At 64.7% G+C, this 24,649-nt stretch carries 25 protein-coding genes; 24 read left to right on the top strand and 1 reads right to left on the bottom strand.

Annotation, left to right across the window (positions count from 1 at the left end):
- Positions 1-3: 3 nt before the first annotated feature.
- From HGA39_05085 to HGA39_05040, 10 genes are all read left to right on the top strand, one after another.
- Positions 4-1,170, top strand: a complete 1,167-nt coding sequence (locus tag HGA39_05085) for a glycosyltransferase family 4 protein (protein NTW28721.1) — start codon at positions 4-6, stop codon at positions 1,168-1,170.
- A 2-nt stretch (positions 1,171-1,172) separates the two neighbouring features.
- On the top strand, positions 1,173-2,270 hold the full coding sequence (locus HGA39_05080) for a glycosyltransferase family 4 protein (protein NTW28720.1): 1,098 nt from the start codon (positions 1,173-1,175) through the stop codon (positions 2,268-2,270).
- A gap of 81 nt (positions 2,271-2,351) precedes the next feature.
- A complete protein-coding gene (locus tag HGA39_05075; protein ID NTW28719.1) occupies positions 2,352-3,740 on the top strand; it encodes a phosphoglucosamine mutase in 1,389 nt (462 codons plus the stop codon).
- An 18-nt stretch (positions 3,741-3,758) separates the two neighbouring features.
- A complete protein-coding gene (locus HGA39_05070) occupies positions 3,759-4,943 on the top strand; it encodes a glycosyltransferase (protein NTW28718.1) in 1,185 nt (394 codons plus the stop codon).
- Positions 4,944-6,317 (top strand): sugar transferase, encoded by a 1,374-nt coding sequence (locus HGA39_05065; GenBank protein NTW28717.1) that lies wholly within the window; start codon positions 4,944-4,946, stop codon positions 6,315-6,317.
- A gap of 14 nt (positions 6,318-6,331) precedes the next feature.
- On the top strand, positions 6,332-8,524 hold the full coding sequence (locus tag HGA39_05060; GenBank protein ID NTW28716.1) for a tetratricopeptide repeat protein: 2,193 nt from the start codon (positions 6,332-6,334) through the stop codon (positions 8,522-8,524).
- A 24-nt stretch (positions 8,525-8,548) separates the two neighbouring features.
- The gene (gene ubiE / locus HGA39_05055; GenBank protein ID NTW28715.1) at positions 8,549-9,271 is read left to right on the top strand and encodes a bifunctional demethylmenaquinone methyltransferase/2-methoxy-6-polyprenyl-1,4-benzoquinol methylase UbiE; all 723 of its coding nucleotides are present in this window, start codon (positions 8,549-8,551) and stop codon (positions 9,269-9,271) included.
- A 73-nt stretch (positions 9,272-9,344) separates the two neighbouring features.
- Positions 9,345-10,691, top strand: coding sequence for an amidohydrolase family protein (locus tag HGA39_05050; GenBank protein ID NTW28714.1), 1,347 nt, complete (start codon positions 9,345-9,347; stop codon positions 10,689-10,691).
- Positions 10,692-10,792: 101 nt separating this feature from the next.
- Complete coding sequence (locus tag HGA39_05045) at positions 10,793-11,104, top strand: hypothetical protein (GenBank protein NTW28713.1); 312 nt, start codon at positions 10,793-10,795, stop codon at positions 11,102-11,104.
- Positions 11,105-11,115: 11 nt separating this feature from the next.
- On the top strand, positions 11,116-11,781 hold the full coding sequence (locus tag HGA39_05040; protein ID NTW28712.1) for a hypothetical protein: 666 nt from the start codon (positions 11,116-11,118) through the stop codon (positions 11,779-11,781).
- Positions 11,782-11,795: 14 nt separating this feature from the next.
- Here HGA39_05040 and HGA39_05035 read toward each other — a convergent pair whose 3' ends face one another.
- Complete coding sequence (locus HGA39_05035; protein NTW28711.1) at positions 11,796-12,146, bottom strand: STAS domain-containing protein; 351 nt, start codon at positions 12,144-12,146, stop codon at positions 11,796-11,798.
- A 127-nt stretch (positions 12,147-12,273) separates the two neighbouring features.
- On the opposite strand from HGA39_05035, the gene HGA39_05030 reads away from it, so the two are divergent.
- The 14 genes from HGA39_05030 to HGA39_04965 all read left to right on the top strand — a co-directional run.
- Positions 12,274-12,609, top strand: coding sequence for an STAS domain-containing protein (locus tag HGA39_05030; GenBank protein ID NTW28710.1), 336 nt, complete (start codon positions 12,274-12,276; stop codon positions 12,607-12,609).
- A gap of 79 nt (positions 12,610-12,688) precedes the next feature.
- Positions 12,689-13,114 (top strand): twin-arginine translocase TatA/TatE family subunit, encoded by a 426-nt coding sequence (locus tag HGA39_05025; GenBank protein NTW28709.1) that lies wholly within the window; start codon positions 12,689-12,691, stop codon positions 13,112-13,114.
- A 60-nt stretch (positions 13,115-13,174) separates the two neighbouring features.
- Positions 13,175-13,981 carry a preprotein translocase subunit TatC gene (locus HGA39_05020; GenBank protein NTW28708.1) on the top strand — a complete coding sequence of 269 codons (807 nt, stop codon included), beginning with the start codon at positions 13,175-13,177 and terminating at the stop codon, positions 13,979-13,981.
- Between the two features lie 5 nt (positions 13,982-13,986).
- Positions 13,987-14,349, top strand: coding sequence for a hydrogenase maturation nickel metallochaperone HypA (gene hypA / locus HGA39_05015; protein ID NTW28707.1), 363 nt, complete (start codon positions 13,987-13,989; stop codon positions 14,347-14,349).
- A 2-nt stretch (positions 14,350-14,351) separates the two neighbouring features.
- Positions 14,352-15,014, top strand: a complete 663-nt coding sequence (hypB, locus tag HGA39_05010; GenBank protein NTW28706.1) for a hydrogenase nickel incorporation protein HypB — start codon at positions 14,352-14,354, stop codon at positions 15,012-15,014.
- Positions 15,014-15,571: an HDIG domain-containing protein gene (locus HGA39_05005; GenBank protein NTW28705.1), complete on the top strand. Its 558-nt coding sequence runs from the start codon at positions 15,014-15,016 to the stop codon at positions 15,569-15,571. Before hypB ends, HGA39_05005 begins: the two co-directional genes overlap by 1 nt.
- A 91-nt stretch (positions 15,572-15,662) precedes the next feature.
- Positions 15,663-18,149: a DNA topoisomerase I gene (locus tag HGA39_05000; GenBank protein NTW28704.1), complete on the top strand. Its 2,487-nt coding sequence runs from the start codon at positions 15,663-15,665 to the stop codon at positions 18,147-18,149.
- Between the two features lie 62 nt (positions 18,150-18,211).
- Positions 18,212-19,147, top strand: coding sequence for a malate dehydrogenase (mdh, locus tag HGA39_04995; GenBank protein NTW28703.1), 936 nt, complete (start codon positions 18,212-18,214; stop codon positions 19,145-19,147).
- Positions 19,035-19,997: a fumarate hydratase gene (locus HGA39_04990; protein NTW28702.1), complete on the top strand. Its 963-nt coding sequence runs from the start codon at positions 19,035-19,037 to the stop codon at positions 19,995-19,997. Before mdh ends, HGA39_04990 begins: the two co-directional genes overlap by 113 nt.
- The gene (locus HGA39_04985; GenBank protein ID NTW28701.1) at positions 19,994-21,484 is read left to right on the top strand and encodes an MFS transporter; all 1,491 of its coding nucleotides are present in this window, start codon (positions 19,994-19,996) and stop codon (positions 21,482-21,484) included. Before HGA39_04990 ends, HGA39_04985 begins: the two co-directional genes overlap by 4 nt.
- Positions 21,477-22,049, top strand: coding sequence for a TRZ/ATZ family protein (locus HGA39_04980; GenBank protein NTW28700.1), 573 nt, complete (start codon positions 21,477-21,479; stop codon positions 22,047-22,049). Before HGA39_04985 ends, HGA39_04980 begins: the two co-directional genes overlap by 8 nt.
- Complete coding sequence (locus HGA39_04975; protein NTW28699.1) at positions 22,046-22,702, top strand: dTMP kinase; 657 nt, start codon at positions 22,046-22,048, stop codon at positions 22,700-22,702. Before HGA39_04980 ends, HGA39_04975 begins: the two co-directional genes overlap by 4 nt.
- Positions 22,702-23,826: a DNA polymerase III subunit delta' gene (holB, locus tag HGA39_04970; GenBank protein ID NTW28698.1), complete on the top strand. Its 1,125-nt coding sequence runs from the start codon at positions 22,702-22,704 to the stop codon at positions 23,824-23,826. Before HGA39_04975 ends, holB begins: the two co-directional genes overlap by 1 nt.
- On the top strand, positions 23,814-24,649 hold an 836-nt coding region (locus HGA39_04965; GenBank protein NTW28697.1), incomplete at its 3' end, for a hypothetical protein. The genes holB and HGA39_04965, both read left to right, overlap by 13 nt.

Here is a 24,649-nt window from a genome sequence, read left to right as displayed (position 1 = left end):
ACCATGGCAACCATCGGCATAGACGTGACGGCGCTCTCGGCCTCGGCCTCCGGCGGGATCGGCACGTCCCAGTATCGGATCATGCAGGCACTGGCCGAGATCGAAACGCCTCACCGATTCCTCATGTACGCGGCGAAGCCGCCGATGATTCCCTTCACCAACGAGCCTCTGGACCTGCCGTGGGAACTGCGTCTGGGCTTGGGGCTGACCACGCGAAGCAACATCCTGTGGATGCAGACTGGCGTCAACCGCCTGCTCGCCGAGGACGGAGTCGACCTCTTCTGGAGCCCTCGTCACCTCCTGCCGCTGCGCGCCGGCCGTATGGCGATGGTCGCCAGCATTCAGGACTTCTGGCACCGCTACTACCCCGGGCAGCAGCCGTGGCTCAACCGCACGCTGAACCGCGAGCTCTTCCGGCGAGTGATCGCGCGGGCCGACCGCATCGTCGCCATCTCGAACGCCACCGCCGAGGATGTCGTGAGGTTCCATGGCATCCCGCGCGAGCGCGTGGACGTCGTGCACCTAGGGGTCGACACGGAGATGTTTCATCCGATGCCGGCTGCGGCCAGATCCGCCACCTTGGCCGACTGTGGGATCGAGCGGCCGTACGTCCTGTCGCTGGATGTCTTCAACCCGCGCAAGAACTTCTCGGCGGTGCTTAAGGCCGTGGCGCTCATGTCGCTCGGCGAGCGCGAAGGTTTCGAGGTGGTCGGTATCGGCAGACGCCGCAAGACGGCGACCCAAGACGACCCCATCGCGCTTGCCGAGGAGCTCGGTCTACAGCACAGCGTCTGCATCCTCGACGACGTGCGTCAGGAGGATCTCGTCGCGCTGTACTCAGGAGCGCTCGCACTCGTCTACCCGAGCGTCTACGAAGGCTTCGGTATGCCGGTGCTCGAGGCTATGGCTTGTGGGTGCCCGGTCGTGACGTCGGATCGCTCCTCGCTTCCCGAGGTCGCCGGCGCGTCCGCCCTGCTCGTTGATCCCGACAGCGCCGAGGAGATCGCCGGCACGCTTCGCAGGCTGACCACCGATGCGGAACTTCGCGCACAGCTTTCTGCCGCCGGCGCCGCACGCGCCGCCGCGTTTTCGTGGCGCAAGACGGCCGAGGGCATGCTCGCGTCGTTCGAACATGCCCTGCTGCAACACAATCGGACAGGAGCACTCTAGAGATGCATGTCTTGCTCGACTGCCGCATGGCTACCTGGACCGGAGTCGGCCGCTACACCATGGGCCTCGTGAGAGCGCTCGCGGCACGGGGCGACATCGAGATCACGCAGGTCGTCGCGCCCAACGTCCGGCCGCCTGTGGCCGCGTACCAGGGCGCTCACACGGTCATTGCGGCCAAGCACCCGTTTGGCCTTGCGGGCGCCCGGGAGTTCGGACGCATCGCCGCCTCTGTCGCACCTGATGTGACGCACTGCCTGCACTTCCCAACACCCACGCCGGTCCCGCATCCGCTCGTCGTGACGATGCATGACCTTACGCCGTTGCTCCTCAAAGGCGTCATGCCCTCGCCGTTCAAACGCGCGGTCTACCGCTACTGGAACAACCGGGCGGTCAAGTCCGCGGACCGCATCATCACGGATGCAACCTTCACCATCGGCGAGATCGAGCGCGTTTTTCCGGCGGCAGCGAGCCGTGTCGTGGCCATCCCGCTGGGCGTCGAGGACTTCGCCGAGGGTCCGAAAGGCCTCCTCGTCCCCGTGCTGGCCGAACTCACCGACTGGCCCTACCTGCTGTCGATGGGCTCCACACGCGTGCACAAGGACCTGCCTACGCTCCTGCGCGCGTTCGTGCGCGTAGCGCGCACGCGCACCGACCTCCGGCTGCTGCTCGTTGGCACCGACGATCGCGCCTTCGTCGATTCGATGCTGCCGTCGGCACCGCCGGCCATCCGCGACCGTATCGTGTTCACCGGCCGCGTGGAGGATCCGGAGTTGCGCACGCTCATGCGCGGCGCCGAGGCGTTCGTGTTCCCGTCGCGCTATGAAGGCTTCGGGCTACCGCCGCTCGAAGCGATGTCGATGGGCACCCCGGTGATCGTTGCCGATGCCGCGTCGCTGCCGGAGGTCGTCGGCACGGCGGCATGTCTGTTCCCTCCGGGCGACGTGAAGGCGTGCGAAGCGGCGATCCGCAGCGTTCTGGAGGACTCAGACCTTCGCGATGACCTCTCTCGGCGCAGCCTGGAGCGCGCCGCGCTCTTCAGCTGGGAGCGGGCTGCGGCAGCGACCGCCGCCGTCTACCGCGAGGTCGCAGGTTACCGATGACACACGCCGCACGGCGTGGGCTGGTCGTAGCGCCGCGCTTGCGGGACAATCACATCTGACATTTCGGCGACTGGAGTACTCATGACCACCGACATCCGCTTCGGCACGGACGGCTGGCGTGCCGTCATCGGCGCCGATTACACCTACGACAACGTTCGCCGCGTCGCCGACGCAGCCGGTCGCATCTTCTCCGCCGAGAACCCCGGCGGCACGGTGATCGTCGGCTACGACACGCGCTTCGAGGCCGGCAGCTTCGCCGCCGCCGCCGCCGAGGTCCTCGCGGGCCACGGACTCACCGTGCGCGTTTCCGACCGCTACCTGCCCACACCAGCGTTGTGCTGGTCGGTCAAACAGGACGAGAGCGCCGTGGGCGGCGTCATGCTCACCGCGAGCCACAACCCCGCCGAGTACCTCGGCTTCAAACTCCGCATGGCCGATGGCGGCGCTTCACCCGTCGAGTTCACCGATCGCGTCGAGGCGGCGCTGCTGCCCGAGCCTCCCGTAGCGCGTGGCACGTACGAGACCGTCGACTACGTCGGTCCATATCTCGAACAGCTCGCGTCATTGGTGGACGCCGAGGCGATCCGCTCGGCCGGTCTGCGCGTCGTCGTCGACCCGCTCTACGGCGCCGGCCAGACGTATCTCGCCGAGACGCTGCGTTCACTCGGCGTCGACGTGCTCGAGGTGCACGGCGAGCGAAATCCGGGCTTTGGCGGCCTACATCCCGAGCCCATTCCGCCGTGGATCGACTCCACACGCGATCTCGTGCGTACCGAAGGCCGCGACGCCGCCTTCGTGACTGACGGCGACGCGGACCGCATCGGCGCTGTCGACCGCAACGGCGAGTTCGTCAGCCCGCACCGCATCATCGGCCTGGTTGCGCAGCACCTCGTGCAGGACAAGGGCCTCACCGGCCGCATCGTGAAGACGCTGTCGACCTCCGTGCTTGTCGACCGCCTCGCCCGTATCCTGGGCCTCGAAGTCACTACCACGCCCATCGGCTTCAAGTGGATCTACGGCGAGATGGTGAAGGGCGACGTGCTCATCGGCGGGGAAGAGAGCGGCGGCATCGGCATCCCGAGCCACGTGCGCGAACGCGACGGCCTGCTCATGTCGCTCATGCTCGCCGAGATGATGGCGCAGCGCGGCAAGGGCCTTGGCGAACTGGTCGCCGACATGCTCGCGCTCACCGGCCCCATGGAGTACAACCGCGTTGATCTCAAACTCGCGCCCGAGGTCAAAGACGCGTTCTTGGCTCGTGCTCCGCAGATCGCCCCTGCGCAGATCGCGGGGATCGCCGTTCACGACATCGTGCGCGCTGACGGCGTGAAGTTCCTGCTCGACGACGACGCGTGGCTGCTTCTGCGTCCGTCCGGCACCGAGCCGCTCGTGCGCATCTACGCCGAGGCCCCCTCGGCGGGCGTGGTCGACGACCTGCTCGCAGCCGGCCGCGCGCTGGTCGAAGGCTAGAGGGGACACGAGCGCCGCATGCCGCTTCCGGAGCGCCCGCTGAGGGTGACGATGGTCAACAAGTTCTATTACCCGCCGCATCTCGGCGGAGTGGAGACGCATCTGCGCGATATCTCGGAAGGGCTGGTCGAGCACGCCGGCGCGAATGTGCGCGCCATCGTGTGCAACGAGTCGCGGGAGCGCATCGAAGAGACCATCGGCGGAGTCGACGTTGTGAGGCTGCCGCGGCAGTTCGCGCTCTCATCGGCGCCCATCGCGCTGTCGATGCCGTTTGCGCTGCGTGCCGAGATGCGCCGCGCGACACCTCCCGATGTCATGCACTTCCACTTCCCGTACCCGTGGGGCGAGCTTTCGTTCCTTGGCGCGCGCCCCAATGTGCCCAGCGTTGTCCTCTACCACAGCGATATCGTGCGCCAGAAGCGTATGCTCGCCGCGTACCGGCCGTTCCTGGAGAGCTTTCTCGACCGCGTCGATCTCATCATCGCCAGCTCGCCCAACATGGTCGAGCACTCGGAGTTCCTTAGCTCCCGTGCCGAGAAGTGCCGCGTGGTCAACTTCGGGCTGCACGTCGAGAACGTTGCCGGTACCGCCGAGACGCTGGCGCGCGCCGAGGCGCTCAAGGATCAGCACCCGGGCCGCAAGATCGTGCTGTTTGTCGGCAGGCTCATCTACTACAAGGGCGCCGATGTTCTCGTTCGTGCGATGGCCGATGTGGATGCCGACCTCGTCATCATCGGCAAGGGCCCGCTCGAGGGCGAGCTGCGTGAAGTCGCCAGCGCCGCCGGCATCTCAGGGCGTATCAGCTTCCTCGGGCCGCAGACCGATGACGAGCTTTCTGCCTGGTACCACGCTGCCGACGTGTTCTGCCTGCCGAGCGTGGCCAGGAGCGAAGCGTTCGGCCTCGTGCAGATCGAGGCGCATGCCGCCGGCACGCCGGTCGTCTCCACCAACCTCACCACCGGCGTTCCGTACGCCAACCTCGACGGCGTCACCGGCCTCACTGTGCCGGTAGGCGACGCGCTCGCGCTCGCTGCGGCTCTGAACCGCCTTCTTGCCGACGATGCGCTCCGCGAGAGGCTCGGTCGGCAGGCCAAGGAGCGGGCACTGACGGAGTTCACGATCCCGCGCATGGTCGAGCAGACGCTCGGCGTGTACCGTGAGGCGATCGACCTGCATGCGGCGAGAAGAAGGGCGAAGTCGTAGATGTCGAGGAACCGCTTCATAGTCCTCTCGCTTCTGGTCGATGCGATCATCGTCAACCTCGGCTACGTGCTTGCGTTCCTCGTGCGTTTCAATGGTCAGCTTCCGGCCTTCAACTTCGGTGCGTATCTCGTCCTCGCGCCCTTCATCACCGTGTTCTACTTGGGCGCCGCTTGGGCGTATGGCCTCTACGAGCCTGAACGCGCCGACACTGCGTGGGCGGTGGGACGCGGCGCCGTCGCTGCTGCCGTCATCGGTACGCTGCTCACTGCGGCAATCGCGTTCTTCGGCGGTGCACGCACGGCCTCCTTCGCGCGTTCGACGCTTCTGCTCGCAAGCGTCTTCGAACTCGCGCTCATCACCGGGTGGCGCCTGCTGTTCTTAAGGTTCGGCAACGTCCGCTGGCCCGAGCAGCGCGTGCTCATCGTCGGCACCAACTCCACCTCCATCGAGCTCGCCGAGGAGATGTCGCTGCGCACGCGATGGGGCTGGAACGTCGTCGGCCTCGTGGATCCCAGCATCGAGGGCTGCGAGCCGCCCCACCCGACGCTCGCAGGCATCCCCGTGCTCGGCTGCGTGCGCGACGTCGCTGCGATCGCTAGGGACAGCCGAGCCAACCGCGTCATCGTCGTGTCTCCCGTGGCGCTGCGAGAACTCGTTGAGTCTCTCGTGCTCGCCGACGAAGTGAGCGTGCGCGTCGATGTCGTCCCGGAACTCTACGAGATCTTCATCGGCACCGTCGACGCCATCGTGGGAGACGTGCCGCTCATGGAGATCACGCGCTCGACGGTGCCGCCCTATTACGCTGCGCTCAAGCGGGTCATCGACATCGCCGGTGCGCTCGTTCTCCTGATCGTCCTGAGTCCCGTGCTGCTTGTGGCGGCAATCGCAATCGTCGTGACCGACGGCTTGCCCATTACCTACTCTCAGGAGCGCGTCGGCAGGCACCTCAAGCCTTTCGAAGTCTTCAAGCTGCGCACGATGGTCAAGGATGCCGAGAAGCACTCAGGGCCGGTGTTTGCCGGGGAAGACGACCCGCGCATCACGCAAGTCGGGCGATTCTTGCGCCTCTCGCGTATCGACGAACTCCCGCAGCTCGTCAACATCCTGAAAGGCGAGATGAGCTTCATAGGCCCGCGTCCCGAGCGGCCCGTGTTCGTGGAGCAGTTCTGCAGGGACATACCCGGCTATCGTGAGAGGTTCAACGTCAAGCCGGGCGCCACCGGGCTTGCGCAGGTCAGCGGCGGGTACGCCACCACGCCTGATCGCAAGCTCAAGTATGACCTCATCTACATGTATCATCAGGATCTGGCCATGGACATCCGTATCGTGGCAGAAACGCTGCGCGTCGTTCTCACCGGGCGCGGAGCGAGATAGAGGAGAACTCACAAGTGGCCAAGCAACCCTACGCCAAACCCCCGGTCCGCACGTCGCGAGCAGCGCAAGCAAGGCGTCCGGTGCCGGTGGCCAGGAAAGCGGCAACCGTCCAGCGCGAGAGCGTTGCCTACAGAATCGCTTGGTGGTCGTTGGTCGCCTTGGTGTTTCTGGTGCCCGTGGCCATGGGCAACTTCACATGGCTCGCGAAGCTCGGCTTCACGCCCGCGCAGCTGCCGATCACCTACGACCAGTTCGACATCGTTAAGGTGTTCGTGCAAAGGGTGCTGGGCATCGTCGCGCTTGCCGCGTGGTCGTGGGACCTGCTCGCCCGGGGCGGAAAGATCCGGCGCACGCCTGTTGACTGGCTGATCCTCGCGTTCCTCGCATGGGTCGCCATCACCACCGTGACCTCGATCAGCCCGCAGACGGCCCTTTTCGGCAAGTACCGCCGCTTTGAAGGCCTCCTGTCATTCATCAACTATGCGGTCATCTACTTCTTGGTGCTGCAGTTCGCCGACCGCCCCTCGCGGGTCAAGACGCTTCTCAAATCGCTGTTCTTCTCGAGCGTGATCGTGGCCGGTTATGGCGTGCTTCAGTACGCGGGCCTCGATCCCATCTCCTGGGGCTCGCTCCCGTTCGAAGCCAACCGCGCGTTTTCCACTTTCGGCAACCCCGACCTGCTCGGCGGATTCCTGATGTTCTCGCTTCCGGTCGCGCTGGGTCTCGCCCTTGCCGAGGAGGACTTGGCGTGGCGTCTCGCGTACTGGGCGGGCTTTGGCCTAAACGTCGTGTGCTGGATTGCCGCTTTCACGCGCGGTGCCTGGATCGGCGGAGCTGTCGGTCTGGTGATCGTCGGCATCATCGCGTGGCGCCACTCGGCGAAGCTGAAAGCCGTCGACTGGGTACCGATGGGCATTGTCACAGCGATCGCCGGGGCAATTGTCGCGGTCAGTCTGAGGAGTACCAACGAGGTCATGAACTTCGCCCTGCGGTTCAAGTCGATCCTTAATCTGGACACAGGCAGCGGCCTGACGCGTACCGAGATCTGGAGTGCCGCGCTTGACGCGATCAAGGCACGCCCGATCTTCGGGTGGGGAGCCGATACGTTTCGTCTCGTGTTCCCCAAGTTCAAGCCCGCGGCCTATACCAAGGATGCCGGGTATCTTTCGGTCGCCGATAACGTTCACAACTATCCGCTGCAGCTCGCTGCCGGCATCGGGATCATCGGCGTGTTGCTGCTCTACGGAATCTTCGCATGGGCGGCGGTTCGCTCGGCGAAGACGGTGTTCAAACGCAGCGACGACCCGCGGCACATCCTGCTCGGCGCGTGTTGGGCCGCCGCAGGCGCCTTCCTCGTGCAGCTGATGTTCGGCATCTCGGTCACGGGAAGCGCATTCCTGCTCTGGGTGATGATCGCAATCGTCCTAGTGCCGTCCGCCACGACTATCGAGGTGAAGGCTCCCAACTGGGGAATCGCACTTGGCGTTGTCATCAGCGTTGCGGCGATCATGGGGGTGTCCTACCAGTTCGTGGTCATGTCGGCGGATCACTCCTATATGATGTCGCGCATTTACTACGCGAAGGGTTCCGTCGAACGCACGGCCGCCGCGCAGAAGGCCGTCGATCTCAACCCGTCCAACGACATGTATCGCGCCGAGGTGGGTCTGGCCTACGTCGACGAGTTCATCTCCTCTGTTCAGGCGGCCATAACCGCCCAGCAGTCCGGCGATACGGCCACCGTGACGACGCAGGTCGGCAAGGCGAACACGGCGTTTTCCTCGGCCGAGACCAAGCTCAAAGAGACCATCGCGATGTTCCCGGACGAGTACGACAACTACGTTTTCCTGTCGAACCTCTATGTCCTCGGCGGGCAGGTCTTCGGCGACGATGGCTTCTACACCTCTGCCGTCGAAATCGCCGACAAGGGCATCGCCATCGAGAAGTACGGCCCGGCCGTGCGCGTGCAGCGCTCCCGTGCTCTTCTTGGCCTGGGCAGGACCGATGAGGCGATCACGGAGCTGAAGTACTGTATCCAGCTCGATCCCGCGTATGCGGAGCCGAGCACCCTTCTGGCCCAAGTCTACGAGTCTCAAGGCAACTTCGCCGAGGCGCTGAAGGTTCTCAGGGCCTTGAGCCTCGCAAACCCGACGGCCGACGTTGCGGACCAGATCAGCTCGCTTGAGTCCAGTGTGACCACGACACCGTAAGCCACCGAGCCACAAAGGACCTTCATGCCCGATAACACCCCGGTCCCCGGACGCCCGACAACCGAGCGCGTGAGCGCGATCTTCTCCAACATAGCCGGCCGGTATGACGCGTTCAACATCATGGCGAGTTTCGGTATCGATCGTCTGTGGCGCCGTCGGCTCGTGTGCGCAGCCGCGCTCACGCCGACTTCGCGTGTCCTTGACCTGTGCTCCGGCACGGGGGACGTCGCCTTCGCCCTCGCCGAGCAGGGGCGTCCCGGCGAGGTGGTGGCCACCGATTTCGTGCCCGAGATGCTCGCCGTGGCCGAGGAGAAGGCGGCTCGCCGAGACCTGCCGTGCCCTGTGGTGTTCTCGGTCGCCGATGCGCAGAAGCTTCCGTTCGCCGATGCGACCTTCGACGTGCTCACCGTAGCGTTCGGTGTGCGCAATCTTCCCCGCCGCGAGAGCAACTTCGCTGAGGCCCTCCGCGTCCTCAAGCCCGGTGGACGTTATGTGATCCTCGAGTTCTCTCGGCCCACATTCGCACCGTGGCGCGCCGTGTACCACGTGTATCTGCGGTACGTGATCCCGACCATCGGCTGGCTGCTCACCGGTGACCGGGCGGGCTTTGTCTACCTCAACGATTCCATCCGCCAGTTTCCACGCCAAGAGGCGCTGGCAGTCGAACTTCGCGACGCCGGGTTCTCGGCAGTCACGTGGGAAAACCTCACTGGCGGGATCGTCGCGCTGCACACGGCGGTCAAATAGCGCTCGGAAGCGTTTCGGGGGCGCACTGTGCGGTAAAATCGCCTTGGAAGTTCATTAGTCAAGAAGGATACTCATGCTGCTCACCGCGCGTTACGTGCTCCCCGTTGCTACCCCCCATATCGAGAACGGCGCCATCCTCGTTCGCGGAGACTCAATCGTAGAGATCGGGGACTTCGAGCATCTGTTGGCCCGTCACCCCGAGGAAGAAGTTCGCGACTTCGGTCTTGCCGTGCTCATGCCCGGATTCATCGACCTGCACACGCACCTGGAGTACACGGCGATGCGCGGGCTTGTCGACGATCTCCCGTACTCCGAGTGGAAGCTTCAGCTCCTGCAGAAGGAGCGGCTGTTCTCGAGCCAAGACTGGGACGACTCGGCCCTTCTCGGCGCGCTCGAGGCACTTCAGTCCGGTATCACGACGGTCTGCGACATCACCGGGACGGGCGCTTCAGGGCATGCGGCGCAGGCTGCCGGCTTGCGCGGCAACATCTACCGCGAGGTCGCCACGATGGAGAAGTCGCGCGTCGCCGAGGTCATGGAGCACGCGACTCGCGACATCGAGGCGTGGAGGTCGACCACCGATCAGAACCGTCTGACGATCGGCATCGCACCCCATGCTCCGTATTCGTGTCACCCCGAGCTCTTTCGCAAGGTTTCGGAGTACGCACAGGACGGCACGCCGGTGTCGATACACCTTGCAGGAAGCGCCGAGGAGTACCAGTTCGTGAAGTACGGCTCCTCGATGCTTGCGACCGACGTACGCGACATCTACGACGCTAACGCGCCGCTGTGGCTCCCGACGGGCGTCAGCCCGGTGCGTTACGTGCTCCAGTGGGGACTCTTCGACGTTCCGAATCTCATGGCAGTCCACTGCACGCAGGTCGACGACGACGATATTCGGATACTCGCGACTCACGACGTCTCAATCGCCTCGTGTCCCCGGTGCGAGGCCAAGCTCGGCATGGGCATCGCACCTGTGGAGAAGTTCCTCAAAGCAGGCATCCGCTTGGGCCTGGGTACCGACTCGCCTGCGATGTCGAACTCCATGGACGTGTTCGAGGAGATGCGGATCGGGCTTCTGGTCCAGCGGGCAGTTCTCGGCGAGGTGCACTTCATGAACGCGAAGCAGTTCATCAAGATGGCGACGCTCGACGCGGCGCGGGCGCTGCAGATCGCCGACAAGGTCGGCTCGCTGGAGCCGGGCAAGCAGGCCGACATCATAGCCGTCGATCTTTCCGAGTCACACCAGATACCCACTCACAACCCGTACAGCACGCTCGTGCACACTGCGAACCAGGAAAGCGTGATGGCGACGATGGTGGCGGGCGAATTCCAGTACGAGGACCATGGCTGGAGCCGTCTCGACCACGAGCGCATCTTCGGCCGGGCGGAAGAGATGCGCGTCAAGCTGCGCAACTGAAAGCACGCGTCGAGGCTGGCCTGAGCGCGTGATACACTCGAATCTGCATAGTCGGCCGCCCGGTCAAGCGGCCTTGTGACACTAGGGAAGGACTTTTCAACGTGAGCGATCAGGATTTCTTCTTCGAAGATGACGACAGTAAACCGGCCGTGAAGACGGCCGTCAGACCCGCAACCGGAGGCGGGGCAGGCAAGAAGGGCGGCTCGGGCGGAACCACAGCGGCCGTGTCCGGCGCCAAGGAGCCGTCGAGTGCGGGTAGGTTTACGACGCCGGTCGTCGTGCTGATAGCCATCGTCTCTCTGCTCCTGGGCATGGTCATCGGCCTCATCATCGGAGCGAATATCGCGGCCCGTCCGGCGACCACGACAGCTGCAACGACAGGATCGTTCTCGATTACGAGTGAATGGGCTTAAAGACCATGGCGATGAACAAGGCTAGGACGTCTCCTTGGACCAAGGGCCTCATAATCGTTCTGATCGTGGCGTTCGTGAGTATGTTCATGGCGACCGGTATCGTTGGGCTGTTCGATCTGTTCAAGTCGAACACGCCGGCGTCGACCCAGAGTGCCGTACAGAAGCTGGCAGCCACGTACGATCCGCAGGTGACGGCGCTGAAGAAGGCGTTCGAGAGCAACCCGACGAGCTTCACGGCTGCGGTGAACCTCGCCAACACCTACTTCGACTACGCCCAGGAACTGTCGACGCCGGCAACGGGCCAGAGTTCCCTTTCAGCCGACGCCTCCACGGCTGCGGCCATCCAGTGGGCCAACGCGAGGGCGGCCTACGATGCCGCGTCCAAGATCAAGTCCGGTGATCCCTCGGTCGAAACAGACCGTTCAGCAGCGACCTATTACAGCGGGGATACTACGGCGGCCGTTGCGATCGTGAGCGCGATTACGGTGAGCGCGCCATCGTTCGCTCCGGCGTGGCTGAATCTCGGCATCTTCGCCGAGGACCTCGGGCAGAACGCCAAGGCAATAGCAGCCTATCAGCAGTACCTGAAGCTCGATCCCACCGGCAGCGGGGTGTCCTATGCCAACGGGCGAATCACCGCGCTCAAGGCGAGTACGATCACTTCAGGCACCCCCTGACACGGGGCCGCAACTTAAGCTCCGGCTAGGTCTAGGATCTGCAGAGCCTCGTTCATCGTTGAGGCGGTCGCGAAGATACCGTTGAGCCGCGTGAGCGAGAGGATGTTGTCGACGGTCGCGTTTGTCACGAGCACCAGCTTGCCGCCGCCGGCGCCGTACTCTCTCGAAAGCGACAGCAGCAGGCCTAGGCCAGAACTGTCCAGGTACTCAAGGCCGGAGAGGTCTATGACTGTCGCCGGAGGTGCGCTCTTGATGATTCTGTCGATATTCATCCGAAACGACGAGCATTCGCCGTAGTCCAGATCACCATGAAGCCTTAACACCCAGCAGGTCGGACCCTGTTCGAGATTGATGCTCAGTGCCATGGCCGTCCTCTCTTTGTGCTCTCTACAACCTTCTACCCAACCAGGCCGCTCTTGGAGCAGCGTTGAATGCGAGGTACAATTCCTTCCGTTGCCCGCAGAACTCATAGGGGAAGCCGAGGGCCGTGTCATGGAACTTGAGATTCACGTCGAGCAGGATGGCGAGATCTGCTCTTTCGTACTTGATGGGGAGATCGACGTGTACACTGCCCCTCAGCTCAGAGAGCGAATCATCGCCGCGATCGAGGGTGGCTGCACCAATGTGGTTGTTGACCTGGAGGGCGTCGGTTTCATCGACAGTTCGGGTCTGGGCGTTCTTGTCAGCGCGCTGCGAAGGGCTCGCGAGAAGGATGGCTCAGTACGCATCGTGTGCACGCGTGAGAATATCCTCAAGATCTTCCGTATAACCGGGTTGGACAAGGTGTTTCCGATCTTCGCGAACGTGTCGGAGGCATGCGAGTTCTAGTCCCATAGGCGAGATTCTTCGCGAATGGCATAGCGATTGCGAGCGCACAGTGCTGACGCGCTCTTGAAAGGGTGGGACTGTGTTCGGCATCAGTGGTTTCAAGTGGCTCATCATCATTGTCGCCGCGCTCGTGCTCATTGGCCCCGAGAAGCTGCCGGAGATCGGCCGCACTATCGGCAAGGCCATTGCGATGTTTCGGCGTGCACAGTCCGATATGACGGCGATCATGCGCGCCGAGATGGCCGAGTTCGAGAGCCTTGCGGCAGAATCGAAGAAGACTCTCGCCGAGGTTACCAAGGGGCTGGAGGCGGAAGCGGCCGCCGAGGCGTCGTCTGACACCGTTGCGGCGTCGTTGTATGAATCCGAGTCCCCGGTTTCCGGTGAAGAGGCCGCGCAATCCCAAGACAGCCCACAGGACGAGTCAACCGAAACCGCGGCGGAGTCGCCTGCGGAGTCGCCGACACTTGCCGTTGACGATCACAAGGAAGAGGAGGAAGGGGCGTAAGCTTTCGAGGCTGCGCTCTCAACGCCAATGTCCCCAATCGGACCCCAGAGAATGCCGTTCTTGAGCCACATCGGCGAGTTGCGGCACAGGTTTCTTGTCATCGCTGTCACGATCGCGTTCGGCTCCGTTATCGCCTACTCGTTCACGCCCGATATCTTGGGCTGGCTGTTCGCGCCGGTGTACCCCTATCTGCCCGGGGATCACAGCCTGGTCGTCCTGAGCCCATTCGAAGCATTTATGTTTCGTTTCAGGGTGGCGTCATATGCCGCCATCGTACTGACGAGCCCGATATGGGTGTGGCAGGTGCTCGCGTTCTTCCTCCCGGCGCTGGAGGAGAAGGAACGCAAGTTCTTCTACCCTTCGTTTGTCGCGATCGTGGCTCTCTTTGTCGGTGGGAACCTGTTCTGCCACTATTTCGTGGTAGGCCCGTCGTTCGCATGGCTTATCGGCCAAGCAAATGGGGGTGTGGACGTCTCCCAGCTTCTGTACACGTGGTTCCACATTGGCTCGGGAGCGAGCAACGCGGCGACAACTTCTTTGTCAACACTGCCCAGCGCAGCGCCGTTCCTCAACGGCGTCCTCGTGCTGATGGTTGCGTTCGGCATCACGTTTGAGCTGCCGGTGCTGCTGTTCTTCCTGATGTCGGTCGGTCTGGTGAAGTACGCCACCATGCGCAAGAACTGGAGATTCGTGTATCTGGGACTCATCACTTTCGGGTCCCTCGCGACGCCGGACTGGAGCCCCGTGACCATCGGGACGCTCATCGGCGCACTGATCATTCTCTATGAAGCCACCATGCTCATAGCGAAGTACGCTCTGGCGGCCAAGATCAAGCAGCAGGCGATCGACGCTGCCGAGTCGGCTTAAGCCGCGTGCATGAGATCGGGGTCATGAACGGTATCCTCCAAGCGTCTTTCGACGCTGCCAAGAATGCCGGCGCCACGAAGATAACCGACATCCGGATCACCATCGGCGAGCTTTCCGAGGTCCAGGAGGTTTCGCTGGAGTTCGCTTTCGAGGCGCTCACGCCCGACACGATGGCCGAAGGAGCGACGCTCTCGATCACCAAACTGCCTGCGCGGTCCAGGTGCCTGAAGTGCGGTGCCGAGTACGAGCATGATCGGTTCCAGATGGCATGTCCCGAATGCGGGGACTATCACACCGAGCTCCTCCAGGGACGCGAACTCAGAATCGACAGCATCGAAACAGAAGACGACGATCCTACCGAGGAGTAAGCGTGCAGATCGACCTCTCCAAACCGATACTCGACCGCAACGACCGTCTTGCCGCCGAGAACCGCACCCGGTTCGCTGATGCAGGCGTGTTCGTTCTCGACCTGATGGCTTCGCCGGGAGCGGGCAAGACCTCGACCATCCTGGCCACCATCGCCGCGCTTCGCGACCGCTACCGCATCGCCGTCATCGAAGGCGACATCGCCTCCAAGGTCGATGCCGAGAAGGTCAAGGCGCACGGCATTCCCGCCGTCCAGATCAACACCGGCGGTGCTTGCCATCTCGAAAGCGACATGATCAAGCGGGCGGTCGACGCGCTGCCGCTCGAGGAACTCGACCTCATCATCATCGAGAACGTGGGCAACCTCGTCTGCCCGACCGACTTCGACCTCGGCGAGAACGCCAAGGTCATGATCCTCTCGGTTCCCGAAGGTCACGACAAGCCGTACAAGTACCCTGGCATCTTCCAAGTTTCAGAGGCCGTCATCCTGAACAAGGTCGACACCATGCCCGTGTTCGACTTTGACGAGGAGGAGTTCACCGGCGTCGTTCGTTCACTGAACCCCAACGCGCCCATCTTCCGCATTGCCGCGACCAAAGGCGAGGGTATCGCCGAGTGGGCCGGGTGGCTGGCGGCACGCATCGACATGGCCAAGGGTCGCGCGTGATCTCGCGCGCAGAGGCCTACGCGCTCGTTATCGAGCGCATCCCGCAGGCAAACCTCGTGAACCACAGCGTCGCGACCGAGATCATCATGGCCGCGTTGGCCGAGCACCTCGGCCTCTCCTCGGCCGATATCGAGCGGTGGGCGCTTGCCGGCCTGCTGCACGACCTCGACTACGCTCAGACCGCCGAGGACCCCGCGCGTCACGGACTCGTCTCGGCAGAGCTGCTCGGCGGGGTTGTGGACTACGAGATGCTGCATGCGATTCTGGCGCACGCGGACAAGGCGCCGAGGGAGTCGGCGATGGATCACGCCCTGTGGTGCGCGGATCCGACCACCGGCTTCATCACGGCCGCCGCGCTCGTGCGGCCCGAGAAGGACCTCGCCGGCGTGCAGCTGAAAAGCCTCACCAAGCGCTGGAAAGAGGGTACGTTCGCCCGCGGGGCCAGCCGCGAGCAGATGGCCGGATGTGCGGCTCTCGGCCTTGAGCGCGACGAGTTTCTGGCACTCTCGTTGGACGCCATGAAGGCCCGCGGAGACGAGATCGGGTTCGCTTCGTAGCAGCACGATTTGCGGCCTTCGTTGTTGGCCACTTGACGCACCTGTGTATACTCGGCTGCAAAACGTCTCGCGTTGGAAAGGCTGAGAGCGCGTGAAACTCATCGTCACCGAGAAGAACATCGCCGCCAAAAAGCTCGCCGAGATCCTCGCTGTGGGCAAGCCCAAGGCCGATAAGGTCTACAGCACGCCGGTCTATTCCTTCAATCGCGATGGCGAGGAGTGGATCGCCGTCGGGCTCAAGGGTCACATCCTCGGCGTGGACTTTCCGCTGAGTCTGACCTTCGCGAACGGCAAGTGGGAAGCCGTCTGGGAAGAGGACGCGCGTCCGATGCCCACGAAGGTGCCCGCGACGCTTCCCACACCCCCGTGGCCCAAGAAGAAGCCGTTCACGGCCGACGGCGTCGACTTGAAGACCTGGAAGCTCGCCTCGCTGCCGTATCTCGCGTGGGCGCCCATCGGCAAGATGCCCGCCGAGAAGGAGCTCATCCGGACACTGAAGAACCTCGCCAAGAAGGCCGACGAGATTGTGATCGCAACGGACTTCGACCGCGAGGGAGAGCTCATCGGCAGCGATGCGGCCGGAATCGTGCGCGAAGCCAATAAGAAGGCCATCATCCACCGCGCGCGGTTCTCGGCGATCACGAAAGACGAGATCGAGCGCGCATTCGGCGAACTTGCGACCGTGGACGACTGCCTTGCGCAGGCGGGGGAGTCGCGGCAAGACATCGACCTCGTGTGGGGCGCGGTGCTCACGCGGTACCTCACGATGGCCAAGTACTCAGGGTTCGGCAACGTGAAGTCGGCCGGACGCGTGCAGACGCCCACGCTGGCGCTCATCGTCGAGCGCGAGCGCGAGCGCGAGGCGTTCGTGCCCGAGATCTACTGGACGGTGAAGGGTGCTTTCGCAGCAAGCGCCGAGGAGTTTTCCGCGGGGCATGCGACTGAGCGCTTCAAGAGCGAGGCCGAGGCCGGGCGCGTCATGGACGCGGTCGCCGGCGCGAAGAGCGGCACGGTGACGGCCGCCGAGAAGAAGCAGCGCAAGGTCGCCCCGCCCACGCCGTTCAACACCACCGCACTGCAGGCTGCCGCGGCCGCCGAAGGCATCTCTCCGGGGCGTGCGATGCGCATCGCCGAGTCGCTCTACATGAACGGCCTGATCAGCTATCCGCGCGTCGACAACACCGTATACCCGGCATCACTCGACCTGCGCGCGATCCTGAAGTCGCTCTCCGAGGTCGACTTCTACCGCGAGCACGCCAACAAGCTGTTGGCTCAAGGCAAGCTTTCCGCCACACGCGGCGCCAAGGAGACCACCGACCACCCGCCGATCCATCCGACAGGCGCAGGAAACCCGGAGAAGCTCAAGGCCGAGGAGTGGAAACTCTACAACCTCGTCTCGCGCAGGTTCTTAGCGACTCTCTCGAGTTCGGCAACGATTGAGGGCACCAAGGTCACGATCGACGTGGCCGGAGAGCCGTTCGTGGCCAAGGGCGACATACTCGTCTCGCCGGGATTTCGGGCGATCTACCCGTACGGCCTCAAGAAGGACGAGCAGCTCCCGGTGCTCAATCAGGGGGATACTGTCGCATTCAACGGCGCGGAGCTGGCACAGAAGGCCACAGAGCCTCCTGCGCGCTATTCGCAGGGGCGTCTGATCCAGGAGATGGAGAAGCGCGGTCTGGGCACCAAGGCCACTCGGCACGCCATCATCGAGCGCCTGATCGAGGTGCGCTACGCGCAGAACGATCCGCTGGAGCCCACATGCCTCGGGCGCGCGGTCATCGACGCCCTGATGAAGTTCGCTCCGCGCATCACGACGCCGGACATGACATCGGAGCTCGAAGCCGAGATGGACTCGATCGCGAACGGGCGCGTCAAGCGCCAAGACGTGGTGGGCCACTCGCGCCAACTCCTCGCCAACGTGATGGACGAGCTCATCCCCAAGGCGGCCGAGCTGGGCGAGATGCTGAAAGGTGCCAGTGCCGATGACTCCAAGGTGGGCGTGTGCCCCATGTCCGGCCACGACCTGCTCGTGAAGTCCTCGGCCAAGACGCGCGGTCAGTTTGTCGGCTGCTCGGGGTGGCCCGAGTGCGACGTCACCTACCCGCTTCCGCAGGGCAAGATCGAGGCTGTGCCCGAGGCGTGCCCCGTGTGCGGGACACCGCAGGTCAAGGTCATCCAGTTTCGCACCAAGCCGCGAGTGGTCTGTCTCGACCCGGCCTGCACGACCAACTTCGAGCCCGAAGTGAGCATCGGCGAGTGCAAGGCGTGCGCCGAGGCCGGCCGCGTCGGTCAACTCACCGTGCGCCGATCCTCCCGCACGCTCAAGAGGTTCGTGCGCTGCACCAACTACGACGAGTGCCAGACGAGCTACCCGCTTCCGCAGCGTGGCGACATAACGCCGACGGCCGAGTTCTGCGAGGCGTGCGGCGCACCCGTGGTCATCGTGAACAGCGGACGCGGCCCGTGGCGCATCTGCATCGACCCCAACTGTCCCGCAAAGGCCGAGGCCGCCGAGAAGAAGCCGGCGAAGGCGAAAGCCGGTGCGCGCAAGGCCGCGAAGCCGACGGTGAGCTGATCCGGCAGTCGCGGATGCTAGAATCGGCGTTAAGAAACGTTAGCGAGTGTAAAGGGAGATCCATGACCTACCCCAAAGTCACCGTTGTCGGCGCCGGACAGGTCGGAGCGACCACGGCACATCTGCTTCTTATGCACGAGACCGCTGACGTCGTCCTAATCGATGTCGCGGAAGGACTCCCGCAGGGCAAGGCGCTCGACATGATGCACATGCGCTCCGTCGAGAAGTTCGGCCCCACCGTGAGCGGCACCAACGATTACGCCGATACCGCCGGGTCCGACATCGTCGTCGTGACCGCCGGCGTGCCGCGCAAGCCGGGAATGACGCGCGACGACCTGCTCGCGATCAACCGCGGGATCGTCGAGAGCGTCATCGGCCAGGCGGTCGCTACCTCGCCCGACGCCATCGTGATCTGCGTCACCAACCCGCTCGACGTCATGACCTACCTCGCCCGCAAGGTCTCGGGCCTGCCCGCCAACCGCATCTTCGGCATGGGCGGCGTGCTCGACTCGGCCCGATTCGCCTTCGCCATCGCTGAGAAGACCGGCGCCTCGATCTCCGACATCTCGGCGCTCGCGATGGGCGCCCACGGCGACGCCATGGTGCCGATGCCGCGCTTCTCCACCATCTCCGGCGTACCGATCACCGACACGCTTTCGCCTGAGGACGTCGCAGCGCTCGTGAAGCGTACGACGTTCGGCGGGGCGGAAGTCGTGGCGCTCCTCAAGACCGGCTCGGCGTTCTACGCGCCCGCCGCCAGCGTGGCCGCTATGGTGCGCGCGATTCTGGGCGACACGGGCGAGGTTCTGCCGACGTGCGCGTACCTGTCGGGCGAGTACGGCATCAACGACGTCTACATGAGCGTGCCGGCGCGCCTGACCCGCGATGGCGTCGCCGAGGTCGTGGAGTTGCCGCTCGACCAAGCCGAGATGGCCGACCTGCAGGCGTCGGCTGCGACCGTCGCCGAGGCGGTCGACTCCCTCGGACTCCGGGGATAGGGTGCTTTCCTCCTCCCAAATCGCTCAAGCCGTCGCTGTCGCCATACCTGTTGCCGCCACGTCGCTTCGCCCCGACGCGCTTGCGGCGCTGCGCGCAGCCGCGCAGTGCGAACGCTCGCCGAGAGGGCAGGCGGTCCTTGAGCAGCTCATCGCCAACGCCGACATCGCCGCCGCCGACAGCGTCCCGCTGTGTCAGGACACCGGCACCGTGTGGGTGCGCGTCGAGCTCGGCGCCGAGGAGTGCGTGTGCGGCGACCTGCAGCGCGACATCGACGCCGCCGTTGCGACCGCCTATCGCGACGCGCGGCTGCGCATGAGCCTCGTGCGCGATGCGCTCTTCGATCGCACCAACACCGCCGATAACACTCCCGCGTTTGTCGAGGTCGTGCCGGGCGCACGCCCGGGCACAGGCGCGATGGTGCACGTGATGCTCAAAGGCGGCGGAAGCGACAACGCGAGCCGCGTTGAGATGCTGCCGCCGGGGGCGGGGATCGAGGGCGTGAAGCGCGTCGTGCTCGAGACCGTCGAGGCCAAGGCGACCGGCGCCTGCCCGCCGCTCTTCATCGGCGTGGGCGTGGGCGCGACCTTCGACAAGGTTGGCACGCTCGCCAAGAAGGCGATGCTGCGCGAGATCGGGAGCGTGAACGCCGACCCGCGCGCCGCCGCGCTGGAAGCGGAGTTGCTCTCGGCGATCAACGCGACCGGCATCGGCCCTGCGGGGCTGGGCGGCGACACCACCGCACTCGCAGTGCACGTCGCCACGGCGCCGTGCCACATCGCGGCGCTGCCGGTGGCCGTTAACATGGGGTGCTCGGCCGTTCGCTCGGCGAGTATCGAGGTGCGCGGGTGAACGACTCTTGCGGTCCGAAAGTGGGTGCAGTCGAGGAAGTCGTCGCAAACAAGGGGGCATACCGGCGCCTGCTCAAGAACCGCCAGTTCCGGCGCATGTGGTACGCGCAGTTTGTGAGTGGGATCGGGGACTGGCTTGTGCTGGGCTTCCTCATGCCGCTCGTCACGACGCTATCCGGCGGCTCGTCATTTGCTGTCGCCGGTATCCTGATAGCCAAGATCATCCCGGCGCTGGTCCTGTCATCGCTCACGGGCGTGCTGGTTGACAGGTTCGACCGTCGCAAGGTCATGATCACGGCCGATATCGTGCGCGCGGCCCTCACCATCGTGCTCGTGTTCACCAACTCAGTCTGGCTCATCTACCTCGTGGTGCTGCTCATGGAGACAGCGTCGCTCTTCTTCTGGCCGGCGCGGAACTCACTGATCCCATATCTGGTTGAAGAAGACGACATCGTATCGGCCAACGGGCTTGCCTATACGACGCAGCAGGCGAGCATGCTGATCGGACTCACCGCCGCAGCCGGTATCCTCGCGGGTCTTGAGGCCCTTGTGCGCGCGGCTATGGCCTCGAATCTGCCGATTGTGTCCCAGATCTTCAGCGGACTCGCGCCGGCCCTTCTCGGCCCTCGCGCCGGCGTCATTCTCGACATCTTCACGTTCCTGTTCTCGGCGGCGATGATCACCAGCATCCACGTAGTGGCTCGTGCTTCACAGACGGCCCGCATGGACGCTGTGGCGTCGACCGGCCCCGGGCATGCCTTGAGGCTGTTGGGCAAGGACGTCATCGATTCCTTCAAATTCCTGGGGAGTCACAAGGAACTGCGCGGGCTGCTCATCACCATCTTCCTCGCGATCCTCGGGGGCGGCGCGATCGTGCCGGTCGGCTCGACCTACGTCACCAAGAACCTGGTGGGAGGTCTTCCCTTCGCCGACAAGATCCAAGTGCTGCAGCAGCTGACGGCAAGCCCGCAGACGTTCATGCTCGTGTTCATGGCACTCGGCATGGTCGCCGGGGCGCTTGTCGTACCGCGCCTGGAGCACCGGATACGTCTCCAGCCGTTGTTCGCAGGGAGCGTTGCAGCTTTCGGGCTGTCGCTCATGGGCTTCGCAAGCGTGAATCAGTATTGGCTTGCCGGCGTCTTCGCCGCCCTTGCCGGCGCGTGCATTGCGATTGTCACCGTCGCCGGGAACTCCTATATCGTTCGGACCACCGCCGACGAACTGCGCGGCAGGGTGTTTACCGCAATGGAATCCGTTATCCGCGTCGCCCTGCTGCTGTCGATGGTTGTGATGGCCCCGCTGGCTGACCTGATCGGCGCATCGGCGCATGATCTTCTGCTGCAGATCGGGCTTGTCTCGCAGAGTACCACGATGACCGGCTCTCGCATCACGCTGCAGTTCGCTTCAATCATCGTGCTGGCCGCTGCGGTCTACGCGTTCGTCTCACTCCAATGGCGGCATGCCGAGAAGGTCGACCCCCATGTCTGAACCTATCCGCATCGCACTTCCTGCTTCTCGCGAGGAGCTTTCGCGCCTGCGCGCGGGAGATGAGGTCCGGCTCACCGGACCGGTGTACACCGCGCGCGATGCGACGCATGAGCGGATCCTGGAGGCCCTCGCGAGCGCCGGCGAACTGCCCTGCGGTCTTGCGGGGCAGACGCTCTTCTACGCGGGTCCTACGCCGTCCGCTGCCGGGCGCGTGACCGGCGCCGTCGGGCCGACGACCGCCAAGCGCATGGACGGCGCCACGCCTGCGCTGCTGCGCGCCGGGATCGTCGCCACCATCGGCAAAGGGACGCGCTCGGCGGATGTGCGCGAGGCGTGCGTCGAGACCGGCAGCGTCTACTTCGCGGCCGTGGGTGGAGCTGCGGCACTGCTCGCCCGGCATGTGGTCGCCGCCGAGCCTGTCGCTTGGGATGATCTGGGCACGGAAGCGCTCGTCCGCATGGAGCTTTCGGACTTCCCGGCCTTCGTCGCTATCGACGTGCTGGGAAGCGATCTCTACGAGAGCGCGCTGGGCGCTTGGCGCGCACAGGCAGGGGAGAGCCGATGAACGAACAGGTGCGTGGAGCGTTCATCACGTTTGAGGGCGGCGAAGGCAGCGGCAAGTCCACGCAACTGCGCCGGATCGCATCTCGGCTCGTGAACGCCGGCCTCGCCGTGCGTGTGGTGCGCGAACCCGGCGGAACCGCAGTGGGCGAAGCGGTGCGCGGCATCCTGCTTGACCCGGACTCTTCCGGCCTCGACGGACTCGCCGAGCTCATGCTCTACGAAGCCAGCCGCGCCCAGCTTGTCTGTGAAGTCATCGAGACGGCGCTGGCGGCCGGCGAGATCGTGCTGTGCGACCGCTTCTGCGACTCGACCACTGCCTATCAGGGCTTCGGCCGAGGTCTTTCTCTCGATCACATCGCGTCGCTCAACGCCATCGCAACCGACGGCCTGGTTCCCGACCGCACCGTGCTGCTCGACATCGACCCCGAGATCGGCCTGGCGCGCGCGACTGCCCTGGGCGCGGACAGGCTCGAAGGCGAGGACCTCGCGTTCCACCGCCGAGTCCGCGAGGGCTTCCTGCGCGTTGCTGTCGCGGAGCCGGACCGCGTGCGCGTCGTTGACGCTTCCGGTGACCCCTCGACCGTCGCCGTGCGCGTTGCCGAGGCGCTTGCGGATCTTCCGGCGCTCGCCGCCGCGCTTGGCGGCGCGGCCTGATGGCACGCTGCGTGTTCGACGACCTCGTGGGCCAGGAGCGGGTCGCGCAGTTCTTGCGCACCGCCGTCGAAGGCGACCATGTCAGCCACGCGTACCTGTTCGTCGGCCCTGCGGGCTCGGGCAAGGCCACGGCCGCCCGTTCGCTCGCGTGCGCGCTTCTGTGCGCCGACGACGGCTGCGGTGCGTGCGAGGCGTGCGCTCGCGTGCGGCGCGGCGTGCACCCCGACGTGCACGAGGTCGCGCCCGAAGGTGCGGCAGGCTACCTCGCCGAGCAGGTCCGCGACATCATCCGCGACGTGAACCTCTCGCCGATCGACGGGCCGCGCAAGGTCTACATCGTCTCCTCGGCGGACCTCTTCAACGACTCCTCGGCCAATGCGTTCTTGAAGACGCTGGAGGAGCCGCCCGACGACGTCGTGATCATCCTGATGGCGCACAGCTTCGACGCTGTGATGCCCACTATCGTCTCGCGCTGCCAGGTGGTGCGGTTCCGCCGCATTCCGCCGCGGGAAGCGGCCGCGATCCTCGTGGCGCGCACCGGTGCCGATGCCGATGAGGCTGCCTCGGCCCTGGCTGCAGCCGGGGGAGTGGTCGCCCGCGCCCGCGATTTCCTCGCAAGCCCGCTTCGCCGAGAAGCCCGCGCCTCAATCCTGCGCATCCTCGGCAACCTGTGTGTCGCCGACGGGCTCGATGTGCTGGGTGCGGCGCGCGATCTGTTGACGGCCGTGCGCGCCCCGCTCGAGGACGTGAAGACCTCGCAGGCGGCGGCTTTGGCCGAGCGTGCCGATTTCCTCGGCAAGGGTGCGACCAAGGCGTCTGAGGACAAGAACAAGCGCGAGTTGACGGCGCGGGAGCGCGAAGGCGTGGGAGAGATCCTCAATATCGCCGAGAGCTGGCTTCGGGATTGCTTGGTGGTGGTGGAAGGTGCCGAGGAACTGGTGGTGAACACCGATGCGATCGACGCGATTCGCGAGGTTTGCGCCGACACCACATCGGGAGCCTTGACGGCAGCGCTCGGTGCCGTCAACGTGGCACGGCGCCGTATTTCGTATAATGTGAACCTTCAGCTGGCCATCGAGGCCATGCTCTTCGATATTCGAGAGGTGTTGCGATGCCCACGGTAGTGGGAGTCAAGCTCCGATATTCCCCCAAAGCACTGTGGTTCGACGCGTTTGGCAGCGATCCTGCCGAGGGCGAGACCGTCATCGTCACCACCGAGCGTGGGACTGAGCTGGGCATCGTCGTCCAGACCGCCCATGAGGTGGAAGAGGCCGAGTTGCCCGCTCCCTTGAAGCCGATCTTAAGGATCGCCGATGCGGCCGACAACGCCCGTGCCGACGAGCTCGAGGGTCTTGAGCACGAAGCGATGCCGGTCATCCGCCGCATGATCGCCGATCATGCGCTCGACATGAAGCCGGTCGACGTCGAGTATCTCTTTGGCGGGGACAAGGTCGTCATCTACTTTGTCGCCGAGGAGCGCGTCGACTTCCGTGACCTGGTCAAGGAACTCGCCAGCCGGTTCCACGCGCGCATCGACATGCGCCAGGTCGGCGTGCGCGACGAGGCACGTATGGTGGGCGGAATCGGCCACTGCGGACAGCAACTGTGCTGCTCGCGATTTGGCGGCGATTTCCAGCCGGTGTCGATTCGTATGGCAAAAGAACAGGATCTGCCGCTAAACCCCTTGAAAATCAGCGGACTCTGCGGCAGACTCATGTGCTGTTTGCGCTATGAGTTCGAGGCGTACAAGGACTTCAAGTCCCGTGCGCCCAGGCGAGGCGCAATCATCGAGACGCCGCTCGGGCTCGCGAAAGTCGCGGACTACGACACTCCCCGGGAGACCGTGGACATGCGCCTCGAAGACGGCAAGCGCCTCACGGTGGCGCTCGCCGACATGAATTGCTGCAAGGGAGGCACCTGCCCCTGCTCCGTGAGCCGAGAAGCTCT

Source organism: Coriobacteriia bacterium (assembly GCA_013336165.1).
In the GTDB taxonomy this organism is placed as follows: Bacteria; Actinomycetota; Coriobacteriia; order Anaerosomatales; family JAAXUF01; genus JAAXUF01.
The sequence above is the reverse complement of the archived record's forward strand: the minus strand, read 5'-3'. Positions and strand labels throughout refer to the sequence as shown.